General features: G+C 65.0%; 16 protein-coding genes. 1 reads left to right on the top strand and 15 read right to left on the bottom strand.

Annotated features, from left to right (window positions below; genetic code table 11):
* Positions 1-268: 268 nt before the first annotated feature.
* Positions 269-832 carry a sigma-70 family RNA polymerase sigma factor gene (locus AC1DBN_RS19390; RefSeq protein WP_477723964.1) on the top strand — a complete coding sequence of 188 codons (564 nt, stop codon included), beginning with the start codon at positions 269-271 and terminating at the stop codon, positions 830-832.
* 111 nt (positions 833-943) lie between these two features.
* Here AC1DBN_RS19390 and AC1DBN_RS19385 read toward each other — a convergent pair whose 3' ends face one another.
* From AC1DBN_RS19385 to AC1DBN_RS19315, 15 genes are all read right to left on the bottom strand, one after another.
* On the bottom strand, positions 944-2,377 hold the full coding sequence (locus AC1DBN_RS19385) for a pilus assembly protein TadG-related protein (protein WP_477723963.1): 1,434 nt from the start codon (positions 2,375-2,377) through the stop codon (positions 944-946).
* Positions 2,365-2,823: a TadE/TadG family type IV pilus assembly protein gene (locus AC1DBN_RS19380; protein WP_477723962.1), complete on the bottom strand. Its 459-nt coding sequence runs from the start codon at positions 2,821-2,823 to the stop codon at positions 2,365-2,367. The genes AC1DBN_RS19385 and AC1DBN_RS19380 overlap by 13 nt, the downstream gene beginning before the upstream one ends.
* A gap of 44 nt (positions 2,824-2,867) precedes the next feature.
* A complete protein-coding gene (locus AC1DBN_RS19375) occupies positions 2,868-3,749 on the bottom strand; it encodes a type II secretion system F family protein (protein ID WP_477723961.1) in 882 nt (293 codons plus the stop codon).
* A gap of 8 nt (positions 3,750-3,757) precedes the next feature.
* Positions 3,758-4,705 (bottom strand): type II secretion system F family protein, encoded by a 948-nt coding sequence (locus tag AC1DBN_RS19370; protein ID WP_477724002.1) that lies wholly within the window; start codon positions 4,703-4,705, stop codon positions 3,758-3,760.
* Positions 4,705-6,144 carry a CpaF family protein gene (locus AC1DBN_RS19365; RefSeq protein ID WP_477723960.1) on the bottom strand — a complete coding sequence of 480 codons (1,440 nt, stop codon included), beginning with the start codon at positions 6,142-6,144 and terminating at the stop codon, positions 4,705-4,707. Before AC1DBN_RS19365 ends, AC1DBN_RS19370 begins: the two co-directional genes overlap by 1 nt.
* A complete protein-coding gene (locus AC1DBN_RS19360; protein ID WP_477723959.1) occupies positions 6,141-7,331 on the bottom strand; it encodes a CpaE/TadZ family protein in 1,191 nt (396 codons plus the stop codon). Before AC1DBN_RS19360 ends, AC1DBN_RS19365 begins: the two co-directional genes overlap by 4 nt.
* Complete coding sequence (cpaB, locus tag AC1DBN_RS19355) at positions 7,328-8,065, bottom strand: Flp pilus assembly protein CpaB (protein ID WP_477723958.1); 738 nt, start codon at positions 8,063-8,065, stop codon at positions 7,328-7,330. Before cpaB ends, AC1DBN_RS19360 begins: the two co-directional genes overlap by 4 nt.
* Positions 8,066-8,196: 131 nt before the next feature.
* Positions 8,197-8,415 (bottom strand): Flp family type IVb pilin, encoded by a 219-nt coding sequence (locus tag AC1DBN_RS19350; protein ID WP_477723957.1) that lies wholly within the window; start codon positions 8,413-8,415, stop codon positions 8,197-8,199.
* Between the two features lie 1,369 nt (positions 8,416-9,784).
* Complete coding sequence (locus tag AC1DBN_RS19345) at positions 9,785-10,288, bottom strand: hypothetical protein (protein WP_477723956.1); 504 nt, start codon at positions 10,286-10,288, stop codon at positions 9,785-9,787.
* An 841-nt stretch (positions 10,289-11,129) separates the two neighbouring features.
* Positions 11,130-11,516 (bottom strand): PadR family transcriptional regulator, encoded by a 387-nt coding sequence (locus AC1DBN_RS19340; protein WP_477723955.1) that lies wholly within the window; start codon positions 11,514-11,516, stop codon positions 11,130-11,132.
* Between the two features lie 358 nt (positions 11,517-11,874).
* Complete coding sequence (locus AC1DBN_RS19335) at positions 11,875-12,711, bottom strand: class C sortase (RefSeq protein ID WP_477723954.1); 837 nt, start codon at positions 12,709-12,711, stop codon at positions 11,875-11,877.
* Positions 12,712-12,885: 174 nt separating this feature from the next.
* Entirely contained in the window at positions 12,886-14,388 is a 1,503-nt protein-coding gene (locus tag AC1DBN_RS19330) for a SpaH/EbpB family LPXTG-anchored major pilin (RefSeq protein ID WP_477723953.1), read from the bottom strand.
* 76 nt (positions 14,389-14,464) lie between these two features.
* Positions 14,465-18,796, bottom strand: coding sequence for a DUF7933 domain-containing protein (locus tag AC1DBN_RS19325; RefSeq protein WP_477723952.1), 4,332 nt, complete (start codon positions 18,794-18,796; stop codon positions 14,465-14,467).
* Between the two features lie 626 nt (positions 18,797-19,422).
* Positions 19,423-20,046, bottom strand: coding sequence for a hypothetical protein (locus AC1DBN_RS19320; protein ID WP_477723951.1), 624 nt, complete (start codon positions 20,044-20,046; stop codon positions 19,423-19,425).
* 25 nt (positions 20,047-20,071) lie between these two features.
* Positions 20,072-20,359 (bottom strand): PadR family transcriptional regulator (locus tag AC1DBN_RS19315; RefSeq protein ID WP_477723717.1); only part of this gene is annotated, 288 nt, incomplete at its 5' end.

The raw sequence follows: 20,359 nt of genomic DNA, 5'->3' as shown, positions 1-20,359 counted from the left end.
CGACAAGATGCCAATATCCCCTTTCTTTTGCGGCGCCGCATTAGGGAGACCCCCTTGGAGGGAAAAGTCCGGAGACTCTCAAAAGAGTCAGCTGGGAAGCCTGGATTTCCGGGGGCGTCTCGTTGCCTGGAACAGGGCGGCTGCCGCTATTGTGGCCTGAGGTACAGGGACGGGTGAAGCGGGGGTAGCGGTGTCCGAGCACATGCAAGAGGGCATGCCGCGGCGGTCGCTGACGTTGCGTCAGGCAGCCGGCAGGGCGAGGCTGTCGGTGTCTGACTTCCGCCTTGCTGCCAACGCGCTCGAGGGAACGGATGAGGATCTGCGGGCTGAGGCCGGAGCCGGGGGGGACCGCTTCGACGCCGGCCGCATCGATCAATGGCTCCGAGGGCAGTTCCTCCGCCGACAACCGGCAAATGAAGCGAGCCTTCCATCCATTGTCGCGGTTCGGGCTTCCTGGGACGGCAACCAGTGGATCATGGTCGCGCCGGATCTGGACGTGACGGTGACGGACCGGCGTCTGATGGCGGGACAGCGGCGCCTGGCGCGACAACTGTCCGAAGACACCGATGATGAGGTCACGTTCAGCGTCACGTACAGTACCGACCACCCGGCTTTTGAAGGTTGGCTCCGGGCGGATGATTTGCGGCGCCAGGCAGAGCGCCTGCTGCACACGGCCGCGCAGGAGCGGTCGGAGGCGATCGCCGAACTACGACGCCAGGGGATGACGATGCCGGAAATTGCAGCTGTTCTTGGCCTGACCGCTCAGCGGATCCAGCAGATCGCAGCCCAAGACCCGCTCCGGCCGGAGGATGGTCCCGGTCCGGCGCTGTAGTCCACCTATCCTTCCTTGACGCCGGGAAACCGGGTAGGGCCACAGGCGCATCGCTCACTGCGCGGTGCATGCTCGGATGTCAGGGGTGCCGATGCTGTGGCCGGCGGTTGGCTAAGGGATGCGGATGAGTCGGGAGTTGGGGCTGATGGCGTTGACGGCGGAGACGAAGATGGGGCCCATTTCAGTCCCTGCTCCGGCGCAGAAGAAGAAGTCCCCGTCGGCGTTTTCGATGGCCCGTAAGGCGGCGGTTGAGCAGTTGTTGTCGGCGTCGCTGGCAACACCTTGGGGGTCTGGGGACGCGGCGCCGGCGAGGACGTTGCGGACGAGTTCGCCGCCGCTGGAGCACTGGGCGGTGTTGGCCTCACCGAAGGCGACTGTGACGATCAGTACGCCTGCAGCTTTCGCGTTGGCGGCGACCTGTTTGAGGTTGTTGCAGGCCGTGGTGCCGTTGGTGCTGCCAAGGTCGCTGGTGGTCGTCAGGGCCGTGGAGCCCGTGATGTTTTGTTCGTTGGGTTGACCATCGGTTTCGAAGATGATGGCTTTGCGGGCGGGGTGGGACCGGGTGGGCAGGCTGGCCAGATTATTGGGCGCGTACCCCAGGACGTAGCGTGCGGCGGCCTTCATGGGCGCGGCGAGGTAGGTGCCCCCGCTGGAGCTGCTCAAGCAGTTGAGCCCGCTGACGAGGGTGCTTCCCGTGTTCAGCGGCGGCGTTCCACCCGGGAGCGCGGGGGAGGACGTGTAGGTGTTGGAGAACGGCACCGGGATCCAGGGGCCCACTGTCTGGGACGTGGAAGGCTTGGTGATGCAGGTTCCGGGGTTGTCCGCGCTTCGGTGGATCGTTCCGAGGGCAACGTACTGTTGGTCCTTCGTCATGGTCTGCAGTGTGCTTTTGATCCCGTTGACCATCTGGGTTCGGTCCGTGTCGGTCATGCTGCCGGTCCGGTCGGCCACGAGGGCGACGTCCATGGGGTTGGGGATTTGTGAGCCGCATGAGCCTTTGCAGGCGTTGGCTGCCAGGGTGCCGGTGTTGCCGGAATTGATGCCGATGGCTGGCCCGAACGAGAAGGGGACAACTTTGTCATCGGTGACGGTGATGGAGTTGCAGGTGACCGTGCCGGCTGGTGTGCAGGGTATGGCGCAGATTGACTCGTTGCATCTGGCGTTTGCGGTGGTGCCCGGGTTGCAGACCGAGGGGATTTGCCCGCTGGCCACCGCTTTCGTGGCCCCTGTGGAGGCTACGACGCACCAGAAGCTGACGGCCGGTAAGGCTTCCGGGTCGTTGTCGGATGCGTATTTGAGGGCCGCGGCCTTTGCTGCGGCCGGGTTGGCGGGCAGCGACGCGGCGCCTGCCAGCGCGGCGGCGTCCAGGGCGTTGGAGAGGTGGTGGCGTTCGTAGACGAGTTTGCCGTAGTCCAGGGCGAGGGCCACCGATCCGAACAGGACGGGCAGCAGCAGTGCGACGATGAGTGCGGTGGCTCCGCGTTCCTTGTCGTCCCGGCCAGCGCGGGGCCGCCGGGGGAGGGGACCTGTCGTCAGAGGGTGCATGATCCTCCTGTCCAGCGCTGCGAGCCGGTGGTGGCGGGCACTGTTCCTTCGAGGCGCATGACGGATTTTGATTGGAAGAATCCGTTCAGGGCGAAGGAGTACAGGCCTGTCAGGGACGATTGGGGGTAGCGGACGCAGACGACCATGAGCCCTGGGGCGCCGCCGGAGGAGTCGACGGCGAACTTGATTTGCAGCTTGGTGTTGTCCAGGAGGCCGCTTGCCTGGTTGGTGTAGGCGATGACGTCGCCTTGTGTGACGCCTTCGCGGGCGCCTTCACGGGCGGCGGCCTGCAGGCTGATGTTCTGGCCGTAGGCGACTCCGAAGTCGGCCACGCCGAGGAGCATGGCCAGGAGCATGGGAAGGATGAGGGCGAATTCCACGGCGGTGGCGCCGCGTTGCCGCTCAGCCGGCGGGCCGGGGAGGGTGCTGGCGCGGGCGGTGCGCATCATGCACTCCTTTCGCGGGGGTCGTGTGCGTGGGTGAGGGCGGGTCATTGGCCGGAAAACGTGTTAATGGCGTTGATGACGGCCGGGCCCAGGATGACGATGAACAGGGGTGGAAAGATGAACAGAAGCAGGGGAAACACCACAGCGACGGGAAGTTTCATGGCTTTCTCTTCGGCCCGCAGCCGGCGTTTGACCCGCATCTGGTCTGCCTGGGGTTTCAGAACCCGGGAGATGGACAGGCCTTGTGCTTCGGCCTGGACGATGGCGCCGACGAAACTCTTGAGGTCCTGCACGGTGGATCTGCCGGCAAGCGCTTTGTAGGCTTCGCGGCGGGTCCGGCCAGATTGGATGTCCTGCAGGGTACGGACCATCTCTTCGGCGAGGGGACCGGTGCCGCTGTTACCCACGCGGGCCATGGCAACTTCAAAACCGAGCCCCGCCTCAACCGAGATGAGCAGCTGGTCCATGACGTTGGGAAGATCGATCTGAATACGTGCCTGGCGTTTGGTGCCGGTGTTGAAGACCAGCAGGTCCGGAACGAAATAGCAGGCCGCGGTGAGAATCACGGCGAAGATGCTGCCCTGGGGGGTTTTGAACGCGCCGATGAGCAGCGCCGCGGCGAGGGCAGTCAGGGCGGCCAGTGGTTTAAGGGTCAGAAGCCGGTCCAGCGGCATGGACGCCGGGCGGCCTGCGCTGGCCAGGAGCCGGTCCAGCCTGCTGATGTATGCCTGGGGGGTCAGCCGCCGGGCCAGGCGGGCCACACTAGACTGCCCCGCCTGTGAAGCGGCGCTCTGCCGGCGGGAGGTGGCCGCGAGCCGGGTTTGAATGAGCCTGGCGGAGGTCCTGTCCACGCTGATCAGCGACCACGCGAGATAGCCCAGTGGAAGGACGACGGTGGCGATCAGCAGCCCCACGGTGAGGTTCATGTCCGCTCCTAGAATTCGATCTTGATGATGCGGCTGATCCAGACCGAGCCGATGGCCATCATGATGATGCTGACTGCTATGAAGACCCATCCCAGCGGGTGCTGCGTCATGACCCCGATGTAGCCGGGGTTGGTGACGCTGATGATCGCGGCGACGAAGAACGGAAGGGCGAGAAGGATATACGCAGAGAATTTTCCTTCGGCCGCCAGGGCACGGACCTGGCCTTTGATCTGTGCCCGTTCCCGGACGGTGTCGGCAACGTGGTCCAGGACGCCGGCGAGATCACCGCCGACCTCCCGGTTGATTTCTATTGCCTGGCTGAGCCACTCGAAATCTTCGCAACGCATCCGGCGGCCAACCTCGGCCATGGCTTCGCTGGCTGAGGTGCCGATTCTGTCGGCGTTGGCGATGCGGGCAAGTTCTTCAGACATGGGTGCTGCCATCTCGATGCTGGCACTGTGCAGGCTTTGGGCGATGCTGTGCCCGGCCCGCAGACTCCCGGACAGGGACATCAGCATGTCACTGAGCTGGCCTTCGAAGGCGGCGCGGCGCCTGCCTGTCCTGATGCGGATCAGCACTGTGGCGCCGAGTGGGACGAGGAGGGCCAGCAGGATGCACAGCAACAGGCCCTGCAGGATGTAGCCGGCAGCGCCGGCCAGGAATGCCACGATGACCAGGAGCACGGCGAACTCGGATGCGGGAAGTTTCAGGCCGGCTCCGTTGAGGGCTTCGGAGCCGAACAGTCCTCCGGTGCCGGATCCGGTACGGCGTTCGGCGGCGGCGACCGCCGCGTTGCTGACGCGTGAAATGACTGACGAGGCTTTGGCGCCGCGGGAGTAGGGCCGCCGCCGGCTGACGGGGATGTCCTGGTACCGGGGCCGGAAGGTGAGGAAGATCCCGGCGGCGAGTCCGAGCAGGATCAGGACGGTACCGGAAAGCAGCGCAGCGCCTTGCATCACCAGGTCCTCCGTCCATCCGGTTGCGGGATGAAGAGTTCAGGGGGCAGGTTAATCCCCATGTCGGCGAACTTTTCAACGAACCTCGGACGCACGCCGGTGGCCTGTGTTTTTCCGAGGAAGCGCCCGGCATGATCGACGCCGGCAGCAAAATCGAAGGTGAAGGCGTCCTGGAGGGTCACGACGTCCCCTTCCATCCCGAGGACTTCGGTGATGTGGGTGACTCTCCGGGTGCCGTCTTTGAGCCGGCTGAGCTGAACGATGAGGTGGACGGCGCTGGCGATCTGTTCCCGGATAGCCCGCAGGGGCAGGTCCATCCCTGCCATCAGGACAAGAGTTTCCAGGCGGGCGACTGCGTCTCTGGGGGAGTTGGAGTGCACGGTCGAGATGGAGCCGTCGTGACCGGTGTTCATGGCCTGGAGCATGTCGAGTGCTTCGCCGCCGCGGACTTCACCGACCACGATCCTGTCGGGTCTCATGCGCAGGGAGTTGCGGACCAGGTCGCGGATGCTGATCGCGCCGCGGCCTTCAATGTTTGCCGGGCGGCTTTCGAGCCGGACGACGTGGTCCTGCTGTAGCTGCAGTTCCACGGCATCTTCGATGGTGACGATGCGTTCGTCCGCGGGGATAAACGATGAGAGAACGTTCAAGAGGGTTGTTTTGCCTGTGCCGGTGCCACCGGAAACGATGATGTTTAGCCTGGCCTGCACACAGGCGTCCAGGAGCTGGGCCATGTCCGGGGACACGGAGTCGAACCGGATCAGGTCATCCACCGTCAGGGGGACAGCGGAGAATTTCCGGATGGTCAGCGACGGGCCGTCCACCGCCAGCGGGGGGATGACAGCGTTGACACGGGAACCGTCCTGCAACCGGGCATCGACAAGGGGAGAAGCCTCATCGATCCGGCGCCCGACCCGGGAGACGATGCGTTCAATGACGGTACGCAGTTGCGCGTCGGAGCTGAAGCTACTCTCGGCCAGGTGCAAGCGACCGCCGCGTTCGACGTAGATGCGTCCGGGACCGTTGACCATGATTTCGGAGACGAGCGGGTCATCGAGCAGGCGTTGCAGCGGTCCGAGGCCGAGGACTTCATCGACGATTTCGCGTATCAGGCGGCGGCGTTCCTCAGGGCTCAGCGGAACCTGTTCGTCGTCAATGAACGCCCCGACGGCATCGCGGACCATGTTGCGGACATCATCCTCATTCAGCCCGGTGTCCGTGATCCTGCTGCCCAGGCGGACCATGAGTTCATCGGCGGCACGCTTCTTGATGCCGGACAGCGCGTCAGCGGCTGCCGCGGGCGCCGTCGCCAAGGCTTCGAGGCGTCCCGGAGCGTCGCGCACGTCAGGGGGTTCCGGGGCCGGCCCCGTCAGAGGGGAGGCGTCTACACCGGTGTCCGGAGCCGGGCGGGCTTTCTGCAGCCGTTCGATGAGACTCACGGAGTTTCACTCCTTTGGGGTGTGTTCGGGCTAGTGGTTTCCGGGTTCCGGGTGCAGCGTTCCAGCAGCTTTTTCAGACCCTTCCCTGCCGGGTCCCGGCTGCCGTTCTGCAGCAGTGGGATCCCGGAGTTGGTGGAGAACGGGACGGTGCGTGAACGCGGCAGGACGATGTCCACGGGGCGGCCAATCGTGGCCTCGACGTCCTGGACTGTGAGGCCGCTGCGCTTGTCCGCGAAGTTCAACACGATAGTGTTGGCCGCGGGCACCAGATCCAGTTGGCGCAGGACTTCCAGGCCGTGATTAAGACCACGGATGCTGGGCACGTCCATCCCGCACACCCAGATGCCATCTGTTGCCAGTTCCAGGATGGCGAGCACCACGTCGCCCAGGCCCGGGGATGTATCGAGAATGACGTACGGGAACTCCAGGGACAGCTGATTGATCAAGGTCGTGACGTGCACGGGTTTGATCAGGTCAGCATCCGCGGGGCGGTGGGGAGCGCAGAGGACATAGGCGCCGGACTCGTGCCGGCTGAGGAAGGCCTTCAGGACCATCGGATCGTTGGGCGCCGCTCCCGTGACCGCCTCGCTGATGGTGTGCTGAGGGTCCAGATTCAGACCTGAGGCAACGTCCCCGAATTGCAGGTCGAGATCAACAATGACGGCGCCCCTCGGCGCCGTTTTAGCCAGGCCGACCGCTAGATTGGTCGCGACCGTGGTTTTGCCCACCCCACCCTTAGGCGACATGACAGATATGACCCTGCCCCGGTTGCGCTGGTCTTCCGCGTCGCGGGCGACAGCCTCGAACCGGGTGCTCGAGGTGAGGGCATTGCGTTCAAGAACCTGACGCATCTGCACGGGTTCCGCGTCGGGGGCCATCACGTCACGGACCCCGCACTGCATCGCTGCAAGGGCGAGCTCCGTTGTCAGAACGGCTGCCACGACCACCACCACACCCGGGCTGGTCCGGTCCACCCCGGCTGCGATGGCCAGCATCTGCTCGGGGTTCACGTCAGGCCCGATGACGAGCACGTTGACCGGGCCCTGCTGGCTCTGCAGCAGCGGCCCTGCCGGTGCGCCTGCCACGAGTGCCGGGTCCAGGACCTGGAGCTCATGGTCGCGTCCCAGCGACGCCGTCAGGCGCCGCTCGAACGTCCGGGAGGTGGTGAATGCCAGGAACCGGCTCATTTGAATACCTGACTTGTACTCACCAGGGAACGGGCGCTGGGAGGGGTGGCCGCCGACTGCTTCGTGAGCCAGATACTGCCGTTTCCGGCACTGTGAATGATTTTCGTGGCGTCCACAGAGTTCCTCGCAAACGTTACGAACGCCGAACCGCCCGGAACGGCAGACGTTCCTTTGGCCGGTGTGGCGGTGTCTGCCGGGGGCGCCTGCTGGATGCTGGTGACAAGGACCTGGTCGAAGAGGAGCTGGGTGGCGACCTCCTCCGGAGCGGCCGGGTTGGCGCCTGCCATCGACACATAGACGCCGACCAGATCGCCGGCGCGGAGTGAACCGCCGACCACTGCTTCCGGTGGAAGGAGGACGGTGACTTCCTGCAGGCCATCAGGAACGGGGACCGCCCCGGGGGTGATCAGCTGTGTCGGGTCCACCAGGCGGGCAGACAGTACCTGCTCACCCGGCTCCAGTTCCACGGACGTGACCTTTCCTGGCACGTCTGCCAGGTCGGCCACTGAATCCGGCGCCCGAGTTCCGCCCGGTACGGATTTCACTTCGACATAGGCTGCCAGGTCCTCGGTCTTGGTTCCTGCCGGAACCGACTGTTTGACAACAAGGACATCCGCCGGCTCCAGCGCCGCCTGGGCGCGGCGGTCCGCGCCGGAGACGTAGTTGATCAGCATGAAAGATCCGATGATGACCAGCAGCAGAGCTGCGATTCCACCGATTAAGCGTGTTTTCACGGTTTTCTTCCCCTCTGGGTGCACCCCCAAGAAAATGCACCTGACGGTGCGCGGCTACGGTGGGTGCCCGTCCCGTACCGGCTCTGCCGGCTGTCCCGGCATCGGGACAGCCGGCAGGCGCTGCGGTTCAGTTACGGCCGGACCGGAGCCGTGCCGCCGAGCTTGACGACAATCTTGTCGAAAGCATCGGCGACCTGGTCGCCGAGCACGACGACAGCTGCGATGATCACGACGGCGATGAGGGCGACCATGATGCCGTATTCGACGGCCGTTGCACCCTTCTCTTCCTTGAACAGGCGGGTCTTGATGCCGGCGGTGAAGGCGATCATGGAGACCATGAGTGAATTCATTTTTGTGTTCCTTTGGTGAGTTCCAATGAGTGTCGAGGCCCGCGTCCCCCAGATCGGGTCGGCTGGAAACTTCGATAACAAAGGAATATCGGAAAACAATATTGGGCGGCAACAAGAGGCGGTACCTGTCTTTTAGCCGGACCTTTTAATTTCACTACTTGGTTTGCTTGCGCGACAGCTGAGTACACGTTGAGAAGCCATGGAAAAAGCGAAAATAATAAGGCGGCTTACCGTCGCTTTCGGGCCTCGGCGAGAATAATCAGCCAGCTGGAGTCGGAGGTGTTCGAGCAGTGCCATCCACAGGACTGGTGCTGCGGCGCAGTCACGTCTACCCCGCTGACCAGTGACAACGGCCTGCTGGGGCGGAACTTCTCGGGTTGGCTCCTCGCGGAAGGGTGCCGGGAATCTTGATACAACCTTGCACGAAGCCTGCGTGCGGGTTGATCAATGTCCGCCATGCTGTTCGAGGCAGACCAGCATTACCTGAGCCTGCAGATAAGTCCAATGCGGGGGCGGGAATATCATTCAAACGGTGCCTGTCGGGCCCGCAATTCAGTAACATTCACTGCCTTTTCGTGCTGTGCGGTTGTTATCCGTCAAAACACGTCGATAGTTTTTCAAATTCGACTTTGAGCGGTTTACAAATGCTGTGGAAATACGGCACGATACGGGTCGTTCTGAATCTGCCCCTGCCCGACCACTCGCGGGACGCCCGATCAATTTCCGTGATAAATCGTGACGGCTGCGATGCCTCTTGACTGGTCTCCCGCGTCCCGTGAGGGCTCGCATCATCCCCCCGATTCAACGCTTTGGTCCCGGCCCAGAAAATGAAGCGCCCGATGGGTTCTCGCCAAAACGCGTAGGTAGGTGGATAGTAGGGCTATCGGGTGTCAACGTCGCCCTCGGCCCGCCCATCGGTCCTGGGAACGATGGCTGACATGAGCCTCTTAGGCAGCCAGCACCCTACCCGGAAGGTCCCGCTCCCAACAGGCCGGGACCTTCCGGGTATCCCCGGACCGGTGCCTGCGGCCCCCCGCGGGCCCATATCAGTTAGCCGCGCCCACCCTGCGTCCCAGTGCACAGCGAATCGCTGAGCCGACAAGACGCCATGATCGAGACCTGAAGCGAATACGGAAACGGAAGGCCGATGGACCTTCGCTGTATTCGCCCAGACAGGCGCCGGGAATCCCCCAGAAGAGAGAGTGGGCAGGTCATTCGGGCTGTAGTTCAACAGCTCGCCCCGCTGAACACCATCGCCCAGCAAAGGGGCTATTCACTGTTCGCGGAACGAGAAGTTTGGCCGTTGAGGAGCGCTTCCCGACGCTCAGCACGGTAGCTCGCGGGGGCATCCGTCGGTATATGAGGGAAGCTACGTGTTTGTGGAAATGCAGGTGACCTTGTCACTGCTGTTGCCTTGTTCCAGCCCAACGACTGCGGTCCCGGTGCTGTGGGTTTGGTCGGCGTAGGTGGCCACCACACGGATGGTCAGCAACGAGGTGGAGCGGTTGTCGGCAATGATCTTTGAGTTCATGCGTATGGTCACGGTGCTCGCCGTACCCAGGGACACAGCGTCGTCGTAGGAGGGGCCGTAGGTTCCGTCCACCTGCAGTGCCGAGTACGTCATTGATGTTGGCTTACTGGCGCCGATGGCGGTCAGAGTGGCAACTTTCTTAGGACTGTCGTTCGTGCAGGTGAACCTGGTGAAGGTGATCTCCCCGGGCCAGGAGGGCGCGGCTGTGACGGTCATGGTGGCTGTCGCGGTTTGTTGCCAGAGGGCTGACGCGGCCGCGCCGCCGAGGCCCAGCAGGACGGTAAGAATGAATGCGCCTAACGCGAGCTTGGCACCCGGGAGGGCGCTCAGTTTGTCGATCATGCCGCTGCCGCGCCGGTGCCCGTGCTCCGGCCGCCCAGCAAGAAGGCCGCGCCAATGGTGATGGCTCCAGTTTCGTTGGTTAGAGTGCCGTTCTTCATGGTGTCTGTGTCCCCTCAGACTTTCTGGAAAAGGTGTCCTTCCGGGAAGGATACTGCACTAAATCCTTTAAGAGGTCAGGGGGCCAAGGCAGCAAAGAACGCACGAGTCACGTTCAGTAGAGAACATGGCGGATCTTCGGTTTCGACAGGTTCTCTGGGCGAATTGATCGTCTACCTCGTGACAGGGCTGTTCCCGGTTCGACCGCTGCCGGGCAGGAGGGGATGAAGGCGTGATGATTGTGCCGATGACAGTAGCCAATGCTGGTACTGGGGGGCACCAGTGGTCCTTCCGACGCCGGCCCCATATTCTTACGCCCGCTGCGAGGCGTCCGGAAATGATTGTCGCTTCTCAGCCTCTACTTACGTGGTCCGTTGTGGCTTGAAACTCTGGATTCAATGATGATTGCCGTGGGCTTCTCTTGCCGTGTTTTAGGACGGCGTCACTCGTGCCGTGGTAGATGAGCAAGTCGACTTTGATGGAGCGGATCCGGGTGCGCCATGAGGCCTTCTGAGTCGCCCAGCCAATGACCGCTGGCTGCTACGTAGGTCCAGCCGTAGTTGGAAGCGCGCATCTCACAACTGCCGCGGGTCGCCGATGTGATCGTCCTGAAGGAGCTGCCGGAGGACGCCCGGACGCGGATGCCAGGAGCTCCATTTAGTTCCGCCCGCGGACCGGAGTCCAAGACGGGCGGTGCAGCAGCGCCCAGGCGTGCGCTTGGGGGTCTTTAGGGCTGAGGGCCTGGCTATGTGTTGACCGCGCCGAGGAGTGGTTTACCCGTTATCGCTGCTCCAGCCTTTTCCGGCCGTGGCGCACGACGGTCAAGGGAAGCTTTTCCGGCTGCGAGATTTGTTTCGAGCCGAGCTATTTCTTCTGCGAGAGCAGCTGCGCCCGCGTCCTTCAGGTCGTAGTACCGCCGCAGCCTGCCATCGATGAAGTCTTCGCGGGCAACGGATACAAGCCCCTGTCTATGGAGACGCTGCAAGGTCGCGTACACGGCGCCGGACTGTAGTTTGACGCGTCCACCGGACAATTTCTTTGCTTCTGAAATGACCATGTAGCCGTGGGCGGAACCTTGGGCGAGGACTGAGAGGATGAAAAAAGCCGGTTCCGCCATTATCCTCTTAGCCACTCATCGAGGATATCTCGGCTCCGTACGCGTAACGATTCCGCCTACAGGAACTCCCCGCTCCGTTAGTCACGGCCTCCGGCGTCGCTGCAGCGGCTTCGGGCGATAACGCTGCAGAACAATCCTCGACCAGATGCGTGTCTCCCCATCTAGTGAGCACTCGGATTAAACGCCCCATTATGCAGATTGTGTAAAGGCGATGCGACTCGTCCAGTTCCGGCGTGTTGTCACCTAAGCCGGGTAAGCTCTTCGGGCTAGAAACCCCGGGGAGAAAGTTCTCGCATTGTTTAGGCGGAACCGGACGCCACCGGCCCAGGTATCCTGCCGCTACCCGTGGACGTGCTTGGACAGCATTTGGCATCTAAGGTCGGTGCTGACGCTGGAGCTGCAGGGCCCGTGGCGGCCGTCCTGATATCCACACGTAGGATCCGGCGCCCACGATTACGCCGCCGGCGATCACCATCCACCAAGGGAACCCTGGGATGTCGGGGGCTTCGCCGGCCGCGTCGACGTCTTCCTGCGGGGTGGGTATGACCCGTTCGCCGGTGACCAAGATGCGGTGGCTGTTGATGCCCAGGGGTGTGCAGGTGACGAGGGTTAGGAGGTCTTTTCCGGGCTGGATGAGCAGGTTTTGGGTGTCATCGGGCTCGACCACGATGGTTTCGATGACCCGGTAGGAGAGGATCTCACCGAAGACCTCGATGGTGAATGTGTCCTCGACGGTGACTTTGTCGAGGTTGCTGAAGAGTTCGGAGGTGGCCAGGCCTCTGTGTCCGGTCACCACCGCGTGGGTCGATGCGCCACCCACGGGGAGCGCGGTGCCTTCGAGGTGACCGATGCCGTGTTCGAGGACGGCGTTACTCGTGCCGTGGTAGATCGGCAGGTCCAGTTTGATCCAGGGGATCCTGATGCGGGCCATGAGGCCTTCGGAGTCTCCGCGCAGCATGTCGAGGTACTTTGGCCCGGTATCGGTGGCGGGTTCGTTGGCGAGCGGGAGCCGCTCGTTCGCGGCGACGGCTGCGCCGCCGCCATTCAGGTTCTGGTTGTATTCGCGGGCTTGGGCGAGCCGTTCGTGCAGGGTTTCTGCTCCAAGGTCCTTGATTCCCTGGGTGAGTTTGTCGATCTCGCGGGATTGTTCCACGGAGCTGAACCATGCCGCTGCGGACGGGTAGAGGAGAAGCGCGGCGCCGGCGACCATCGCTACGGCGACGAGCAGCGGAAGCGCCGGGAGGCGCCATCGAAGGTGCTTGCGCCGTCCGCGCCTGCTCTGATGCGTGGACGGGTCGGGGGGTAATGTGGCTGATTCTTTGCCGGGGAAGTGCGAAGGCGGGGCGCCTTTTTGACGTCCCGCCTTCGCTTTCACAGTGCTACGTTACGCGCTGGCGGGTGCCAGGGTGGCACGGCGGCGGCGCGCGGAGACGATTCCGGTTCCGAGGGCAAGGGCGATGAGCCCGATACCGCCGACGGTGAACCAGAGGGCTCCGTCACCACCGGTGAGCGGCAGAGCGAACGCCGGGACCTGGTTGTGTTCGAACTCGACGTAGTTCTGCACCGGTGCGGTGGTGGAGCTCGGACCGGCGACGACCTGGGTCTGCACCTGCGCCGGCGTCGGCAGTTGGAAGCCGGCCGGCGGGGTGATCTCGCGGACGTAGTAGTTGCCCGGGGTGATGATCGGAATCGCGACGATGCCGTTGGCCCCGGTGGTCCAGGTCAGGGTGCCGTTGATGGAGACCGGGTTCTGCCCGAGGTTGGCGTCGTTCTGGTTAAGGAACACCTGGTAGCCGGCACCTGCCAGGGGGGTCCGGACGCCGTTCTCGTCCTGGAAGGCGTAAACGGTGAGTTGGCCGATCGGTGTGCTGCCGGTGACCGTTTCGGTGGCGTCGTTCACGACGGACGTGGCGGTGTTGGTGATGATGCCGTTCGCCGGGATCGTGATTGCCCGGCTGAGCACGGTGAGGGTGACGTCGCCGCCGGGCAGGGCTTTGAGGCGGTTGAGGCCGGCCGGGGTGAACGCTGCGGTGACGTTGCGTGTGGCGGCGTCGTAGGTGAGGGTGTAGTCGGTGCCGTCGACGAAGTTCTGGGTGACGCCGGCGGCGTTCGCGACCCGCATGCTTGTCGGGGCGACCCCGGTCGGGCCGGTGCCAAGGTAGGTCAGTTCGGCCGGCAGGGTGTCGGTCAGCGTGAACGTGGTGAGGGCGTCGCCTGCCGCGAGGGTCGGGACGTCGGAGTTGATGGCCCACCGGATCAGGTCCGGGTTGCGGGCTTCGACCGAGTTGGCCGGCGCCGGGACGCGGGTCTTGGTCAGGTCGGTGACAGCGTTCTTGGGGTACGCGTGAACGTCGTAGATCCACTGGTTGGACGGTGCCCCGCCCGGGCCGGTCGGGAACGGAAGGGTTACCAGGAAGGGCGCGGACGGGTTCGTTGCCTCGACCGGCAGTTCCGTCTCGGTCACAAGGTACAGACCGATCGGGAGGGTGTTGCCGTTGTTGAAGACCGCCACGCCATTGGTCCCGGTGGTGGCGGTGTAGGTGTCGGCGGCCGTGACGCGTGAGGCGGCCGTCGCCGGGGTGAGGGTGGAGACAGCGTTCCAGCCTTCGGTGGTGGTGAGGTCCACGCCCTGGACCAGGGCGGCGGTGAAGGTTGCACCGGAGAGCGGCGTGCCGGGGACGGTGACTTCCTGGCCGGTGCCGATCTGCTGGCCATTGTTGGGGCCCAGCGCGGATTTGTGGATGGTCAGGGTGCGGGCGATGGCCGGGTCGATGTTGCCGGGCTGCGTGACGGCCGTCGCCGGTGCGACGGAGACGAGAGCTGCCGCTGCCGTCAGCGCCAGCACGCCGACGGCGGCGGAAAGCCGTCCGAGGATCGGAATGGACACGGGTTTTCTCCTATGTGAGGTGAGGATGCGGATAGTTAGTGAGACCAAAAGGGGACGGGGCGAAAGAGCAGGGGGTTCACTGCAAGGCGCCTCGCATTCTTCGACGCCTGTTCCACAGCAGGAGGCCGAGGGCTGTAACGAGCAGCGCCCCTCCTCCGATGTAGAACGCGTCGGCGCTCGTGCCGCCGGTCAGCGGCAGGCGGGTCGGCTCCACGGGGGCGTTGACGAAGCGGTAGACCGCGGTCTGCCCGGCCGCCGGAGCGGAAATGGTTCGTGAGGTCACCGGGGTCCACACTGACCCTGTGAGCCGTTCGAGGCGAAGTTCCTGGTACGCGAGCCGCCGTGTCGGGTCGGTGGCGGCTTCGGCGAGGGTGTAGCTGTGTCCCGGCCGCACCTCGAAGGTGTTCGCCGGGTTCCCTGCAGCGGCGTACTCGGCCCCTGGCCGGTTCTCGGTGGGCAGGGCCACCCCTGGCAGCGGTGCGGGGGTCGCGGTGAGTCTCCAGTCGGGGGCCTGGAAGCCGGGCCGGGGGTTTATCACCTGGTTCAGCAGCGTGATGGACGCCGTCGCGTTGGTCACCGTGCACGTGATCGTCGCGGTGCCGGGCGGGGTGAGGTCCCCGGAGGCCGTGACCTCCACGGTGGCGCCGGTTGCTGTCCGGCATTGCCAGGTCCCGGTCTGGACGTAGGTGCCGGTGCCGCCGGCTTCTGCCAGGCGGTAGGGGACACCGGGGGTGACGGGAACCCCGGAGGCTGCTGCTGTGCCGTTACGGCCGGCTGGCCCGGGCAACGCCCCGGCCGGGCCGGTGGCGCTGAGGGTCCAGTCCGTCGGGAGCGCGGATCCGTAGGCCACCTCCTTCACAAGGGTCAGGGACGCGGTGGGCCGGTTCACCAGGGTGCATTCGACCGCCGAGGAGGGGGCGATGGCGGTCAGGGAGGCACTGATCACGGTCCCGGCCTGGGTGAAGGTAGCCGGCCGGGCCGTCCCGTTGACCGTGCAGGCGCCGCTGACGAACGCGAAGCCGTCCTGCTGGACTTCCGAGACGACCACTGTTGCCCGGGATGCTGCCGAGCCGAAGAGGATGGTCCAGCTGGCCTGGCCTGCAGCGTCGGTCTGCTGCCGGGGTGCCCCGCCCGGCAGGGCGGTCGCGGTGCCGGTCGTTGCCGTCGCCGTGGTGCCCACGCTCCAGTCGGCCCCGGGACGGGTCAGGCCGGAGAATTCCCGGATGGTCTTTGTGATCCGGACGGTGGAGACCGGGGCGGGGGAGTTGAAGTACGTGCAGGTCACGTTCGCACTGAGCCTGTTCGGCATCGTGACGGACCCGGTCGTGGCGGTGCCCGTGCTCAGCCGCACACCGTCGGCCCAGCACTCAAACAGGGTGGTGTACGCGCTGATGGCCGAGGCCGACCCGGTGGCCATGGCTTCGGAGATCGTGATCGCGGCGCCGGCCTGGGTTGGGAAGGGCCCGATCTGCGCGGCCTGCCGCCCGGTGGCCGTGCCGGCCGTCGTTGCCGTCGCGAATGCTGCCAGGGGGGACCCGGCGGATGCTGTCAGCGTGAACTGGTCGCTGGCCGCCTGGCGTCCGACGACGTTCTTCTGCACGGTGATTGTCGGCGGTGAGGAGCAGCCGGCGAGGTCCACGGAGTTCACCGCCACGCGCGGGGTGCCGGCCACACGGCGCCAGGTCGTTGCATCGAATTCGTACGCGCTGCCGGCGTTGGAAAGGTAGACGGTGCCCCGCGGGGAGAACGCGATGCCGTTGATATTGGCGAACGCCGCATCGGTGCCGGTGGTTGCTTTGACCGTGGATGTGTTCACAGCCAGAGTGCCGCCGGATGCCGCGGCAAGAGACTCAGCGGTGACGGTGTAGATCGTGGCGCTGTTGGTGGAGTTGACCGTGGCCGCGCCGACGACGTACAGGTTTCCGCGGCCGTCAAAGGCCATGTCGCCGTTGCCGTTCGGTGCGGAGCCGGTCGGGAAGGCCCCGACGAACGCGAAGCGGGTCGCGGCAGGGTTCGCTTCGGTGAAGCTCCAGAGGTAGAACTGCGAGTTGGCAAAGGTGCCAAAGAGATACCTGCCGGTCGAAAGGTCGATGGCGCCGGCCACGATGCTGCCATCGATCTGGGTTCCGCCGGCGACGGTCGTGTAAGCGGTGTTGGCCAGCTTTTGGAAGCCGCCGCCGGGGGTCCACTTCAGGATGGAGGCGACGTCGCTGGCGTCCGCTGATCGGTCCAGGGCGTAGGCGAGATTCCCGTCCGCGCCGACGCCGAGGGCGTTGGCGGCCGTGACACCGGCCCAGCTACCGACAGGTGCGAGGTTCCCCGAGACGATGTCGCCCTGTTCCAGGGCGCCCGCGGCGGTGATCGAGTAGAAATGGTTCGTGTCGCAGAACAGCCGTGCCGCCTGAGCGGTGTTGGTGAAGGTGCAGACGACGTCGATGCCGACCTCATCGGGAATGGTGATGGCGCCGGCGGCCCCGGCCCCGGAGGCGATCACGGTGCCGGACCGGGTGCACTCGTAGCTGTTGGCGTAGCCGAGCCCTGCACCCGAGGTGGGGGCCTCGTGGATGGTGTAGGTCGCCCCGGGCTGCACAACGGTACGGCTGATCTGCGCGGCCTGGATACCACTCGCTGTGCCGGTAGTGGTGGCCGAGGCCAGGACCGTGGTCCCGCTCTGGAGTGACAGGGTGAACTGGTCCGTTGACGTGGTGCGAGCGGGCAGGTTTTTACGGACCGTGATGGTCGTCGCGGCCGCTACCGTGAGGCTGGCGGGCTGGGCGGTGATGAGCCCGGCGGGGCTCACGCTGCCGCTGGTGTAGGTTCCGGCGTTGGCGGCCACCACATCAACGGAGATCGTGCACGAGGTCGTGCCCGCGGTGAGGTCACCGCCGGCCGCTGTGATGCTGCCCGACCCTGCCGCGGCGGTGACCGTGAAAGCGGTGCCGGCGGCGTTGGTGCAGGTGCCGGCCACCGCCGGGGTCGGCGCGACCGTCAGCCCGGAGGGCAGTGCGGTGGTGAATCCCCAGTCGGTCTTGGCGAGCAGGTCGCTGGTGTTGGTGACCGTGTAGGTCAGCGTGGTCGGGACGGTCGCCGTCGCAGGGCCCGTCTCGAAAGCGGCATCGAGGGCAGGGGTGACATCAAGGACGCGGAGGTTGTCGACACCGAATCCGCTGCCGGTACCAGTCACCGTGTTCACGAGCTGCACCCTGGCAGCGGAGATCTGTGCGGGCGTGAGGAGGGCGGTGTTCGTCCCGCTGTAGGTTCCGGCGCGTACGGAGGCCGACCAGACCGGGTCGAGGATCCCGGAGATGGTCCCGAGAGTGGGAAGAACCGGGGAGGTGTAATAGACGTTGCCCGTGCTCGTGCAGGGGATAACCGGGGACGCGAACCCTGCCAGCAGGGTGGTTGCCCCCGACACCAGGTTCAGTGAAAGCGATGCGTTGTTCGTCCCGCATTGCGCGCCGACGGCGTTCATGCCCAGCGCATAGAACCGGGAATCGGGGGCGGTCACACCGGTCCCGTTGGTGGCCTGCAGTACCGTCGTGCCGCCGGCGACGGTTGAGTAGGGTCGGGCAACCAGGGCGTGGTTACCCTGCGTGGAAGCAGTAGAACTGTTGGCCGGTGAGGTGGCGGAAGCGGAACCCGGAACCCCTGCCGCTACCTGGCCGAGGACATCTGCCATACGGCGGGTGTCCCGCGCAGAAAGGGAAGACTGCCCAAGGCCATTTGCTTGCGTGGGACAAAAAGCCGGGTTCGGGTACGGGGCGGAATAATTCAGAAGAACACCGGTGCAGTTGGTGCCGCTTAGCCAGCCTGTCGATGCCGTGTACTGGCCTCCGGAGTACGCAGGGAGTCCACTGGCGGTGTTGATCAGTCCCTGTTCGAAGGCCTCAAACCACACCTGGCGGGGTGCCTCGGCAACCCCCGCAGCAAGAAGACCGACTTGGGCGAAGGGGCCGATCGCCTGGGCTGTATGGGCTGTAGGGGGCGGAGCCCGGCCTGATTCGGCCACCGATTCCTCACCGGGCACCTCGGGGGCGGTGCCCGGGACCGCCGCGTTACCCGCCGGAACGGGTTCCGTTCCCAGAACAGGGCCGGTGGTGGACGGGTCAGATCCGTCCAGTGTCGGCTTCTCCGGGGTTTCCGGCTGGGTGGACGGATGCTCAGGAGCCGGCCCGGGCTTCGGACCGGACGTGGACAGCGCGGAACCGTCGGCTGCCTCAGGGGATTCGGGTAGCGCCAGGGTCTCTGCCGGGGCGGGCAGCAGGCTGGCCTCGGCCGGCAAGGCGGCCGCAGCTGCCCCCCATCCGCCCAACATGACCACCAGGGCGACCGCGGCGGAGATGACGCGGATCACGCGCCGCGCGCCCGACCGGGCAGCAGCGCGCCCCGGTTGGTTTGAGTGTTTCAACAGGGTAGCGCTCCCCTCGGTGACGTGGTCGTTTGTCAGACGCCCACGACGGATGTAACGCAAGCGTCACCAGGTCCGAGAAGAAGCCCCCAACTCCAGAGTCTGCGCGCACTGAAGGCGCGCTGACAGGATGAATATAGCAAGGGGTTCAAAGACCGTACAATCACATATCTCGCTATTAGTACTGGTCAGCAGCTTGGCGAGACACGTGACACCCGCTGTGGACAGTACGTTCATGGTGCAGCGCACGCCAGGTGGTGATCCTCTTAGGAAGTCTCGGGCCGGCGGGTTGCGGCAAGTTCGGCGAGGTCGCGGATCAACCGTCGCCCCTCGTGCTCGTCCAGGGCCGGACGCTGAACAGGTCGTGGACGCGCCAGTAGCTGCTTCGGTGGAGAGGGAACCGGGTGCCTGTGCGCCGGTAAACGGCCCCTGCCGGAACCTCTCCCCTAGCCGTTTTGAAACGCCGATAATGGATATTCTGTAAAGCTGGGGGAGTGGGGTCCTTTAGTGGGTCCGGTGGGACGTTCGGCTTCTGTTGTCGGGCTGATGGCGGTAGAAGTCAGAACCGGTTTGCACTCGAAACGGGCTAGTGAGCGGCTGCCGTACCGGTCAGACCTCAGCGACCTCTATGCGCCAGGGGATCCGAGGGGTTTGCCGTTTTCGTCGAGTGGGGAGCCCTTGTCGTCGACCAGGAAATCTTCGATTATTTGTCCGGAGGCCGTGTCAATGATGATGATCGAGTTGGCCGGCCAGGACGGATCCGGGACGGGCGTGTAATCCACATCCGAGGCCAGGGTGCTGTTCTTGGCCCGGTTGAAGACGTCGATGACGTCTCCGGTGCGGGTGTTGACGGTAACTGTCTCTGCCGGCAGCCCGGTGGTGTCGCCGTTTGCCGGCGTCGAGTTCCACCACCCCTCGTATCCTTGGATCTGCAGGTCATGCACAGGCGTCTGAGCCGCGGGTGCCTCCCCGGCCGAGTTGCTGGCCTGAACGCCAAAGACCGTCCCAGCCACCACGAATGCAGCAGCGCCGGCAATGCCCAGTGTCATCTTCATGTTTCCCCCTTTGATGCGCGCCAGCACGGTGCCGCCGCGGTAAAGCATGTCCTGGACCCTTGCGGTGGCCGACGAACGCGCGGCCGCCGCAAGGAGGGAACCCGCTGAAATGCCCATGGACGGGCCGTCGCGAAGGTCGGCCCTCCATTGCTCTTCGCGGACCGCGCGCAGGGGGGCGGTGTCACCATCAGGCACAGGTTCAGGAGGGCGTCGCCGACGCTCATGCCCCGCTCCAGCGACCTTCGAGAAGCGCGGGCGACGGTCGTCCCTGCACTGGTGGCGTCTTGGCTTTCTGCGTCGCAACGTATTCCTGGGCAAGGGGGCGGGCCTCGGCCAGGAGCCGGTAATACCGGCGGCGGGGGCCTTTCCGCTCCTCGCTGGCGTCCCATTCGCCCCGGACCCATCCGGCAGCTTCAAGCTTGTCCAGGATGGGGTAGACGGTACCCGGCTTCTTGCCAACATCTTTGACGATCTGCAGGCCCCACACGCTCTCTGCCGACAGCAGCGC

It is taken from the genome of Pseudarthrobacter sp. 10T415, from assembly GCF_056394175.1.
Note: the sequence above shows the minus strand (reverse complement) of the source record. Positions and strands in the feature narration are given on the sequence as shown.

Coding starts and splice junctions, on each gene's coding strand:
- AC1DBN_RS19385 (WP_477723963.1), bottom strand. CDS start 2,377: ATGCACCCTCTGACGACAGGTCCCCTCCCCCGGCGGCCCCGCGCTGGC.
- AC1DBN_RS19380 (WP_477723962.1), bottom strand. CDS start 2,823: ATGCGCACCGCCCGCGCCAGCACCCTCCCCGGCCCGCCGGCTGAGCGG.
- AC1DBN_RS19375 (WP_477723961.1), bottom strand. CDS start 3,749: ATGAACCTCACCGTGGGGCTGCTGATCGCCACCGTCGTCCTTCCACTG.
- AC1DBN_RS19370 (WP_477724002.1), bottom strand. CDS start 4,705: ATGCAAGGCGCTGCGCTGCTTTCCGGTACCGTCCTGATCCTGCTCGGA.
- AC1DBN_RS19360 (WP_477723959.1), bottom strand. CDS start 7,331: ATGAGCCGGTTCCTGGCATTCACCACCTCCCGGACGTTCGAGCGGCGC.
- AC1DBN_RS19350 (WP_477723957.1), bottom strand. CDS start 8,415: ATGAATTCACTCATGGTCTCCATGATCGCCTTCACCGCCGGCATCAAG.
- AC1DBN_RS19345 (WP_477723956.1), bottom strand. CDS start 10,288: ATGATCGACAAACTGAGCGCCCTCCCGGGTGCCAAGCTCGCGTTAGGC.
- AC1DBN_RS19335 (WP_477723954.1), bottom strand. CDS start 12,711: ATGGTCGCCGGCGCCGCGCTTCTCCTCTACCCGTCCGCAGCGGCATGG.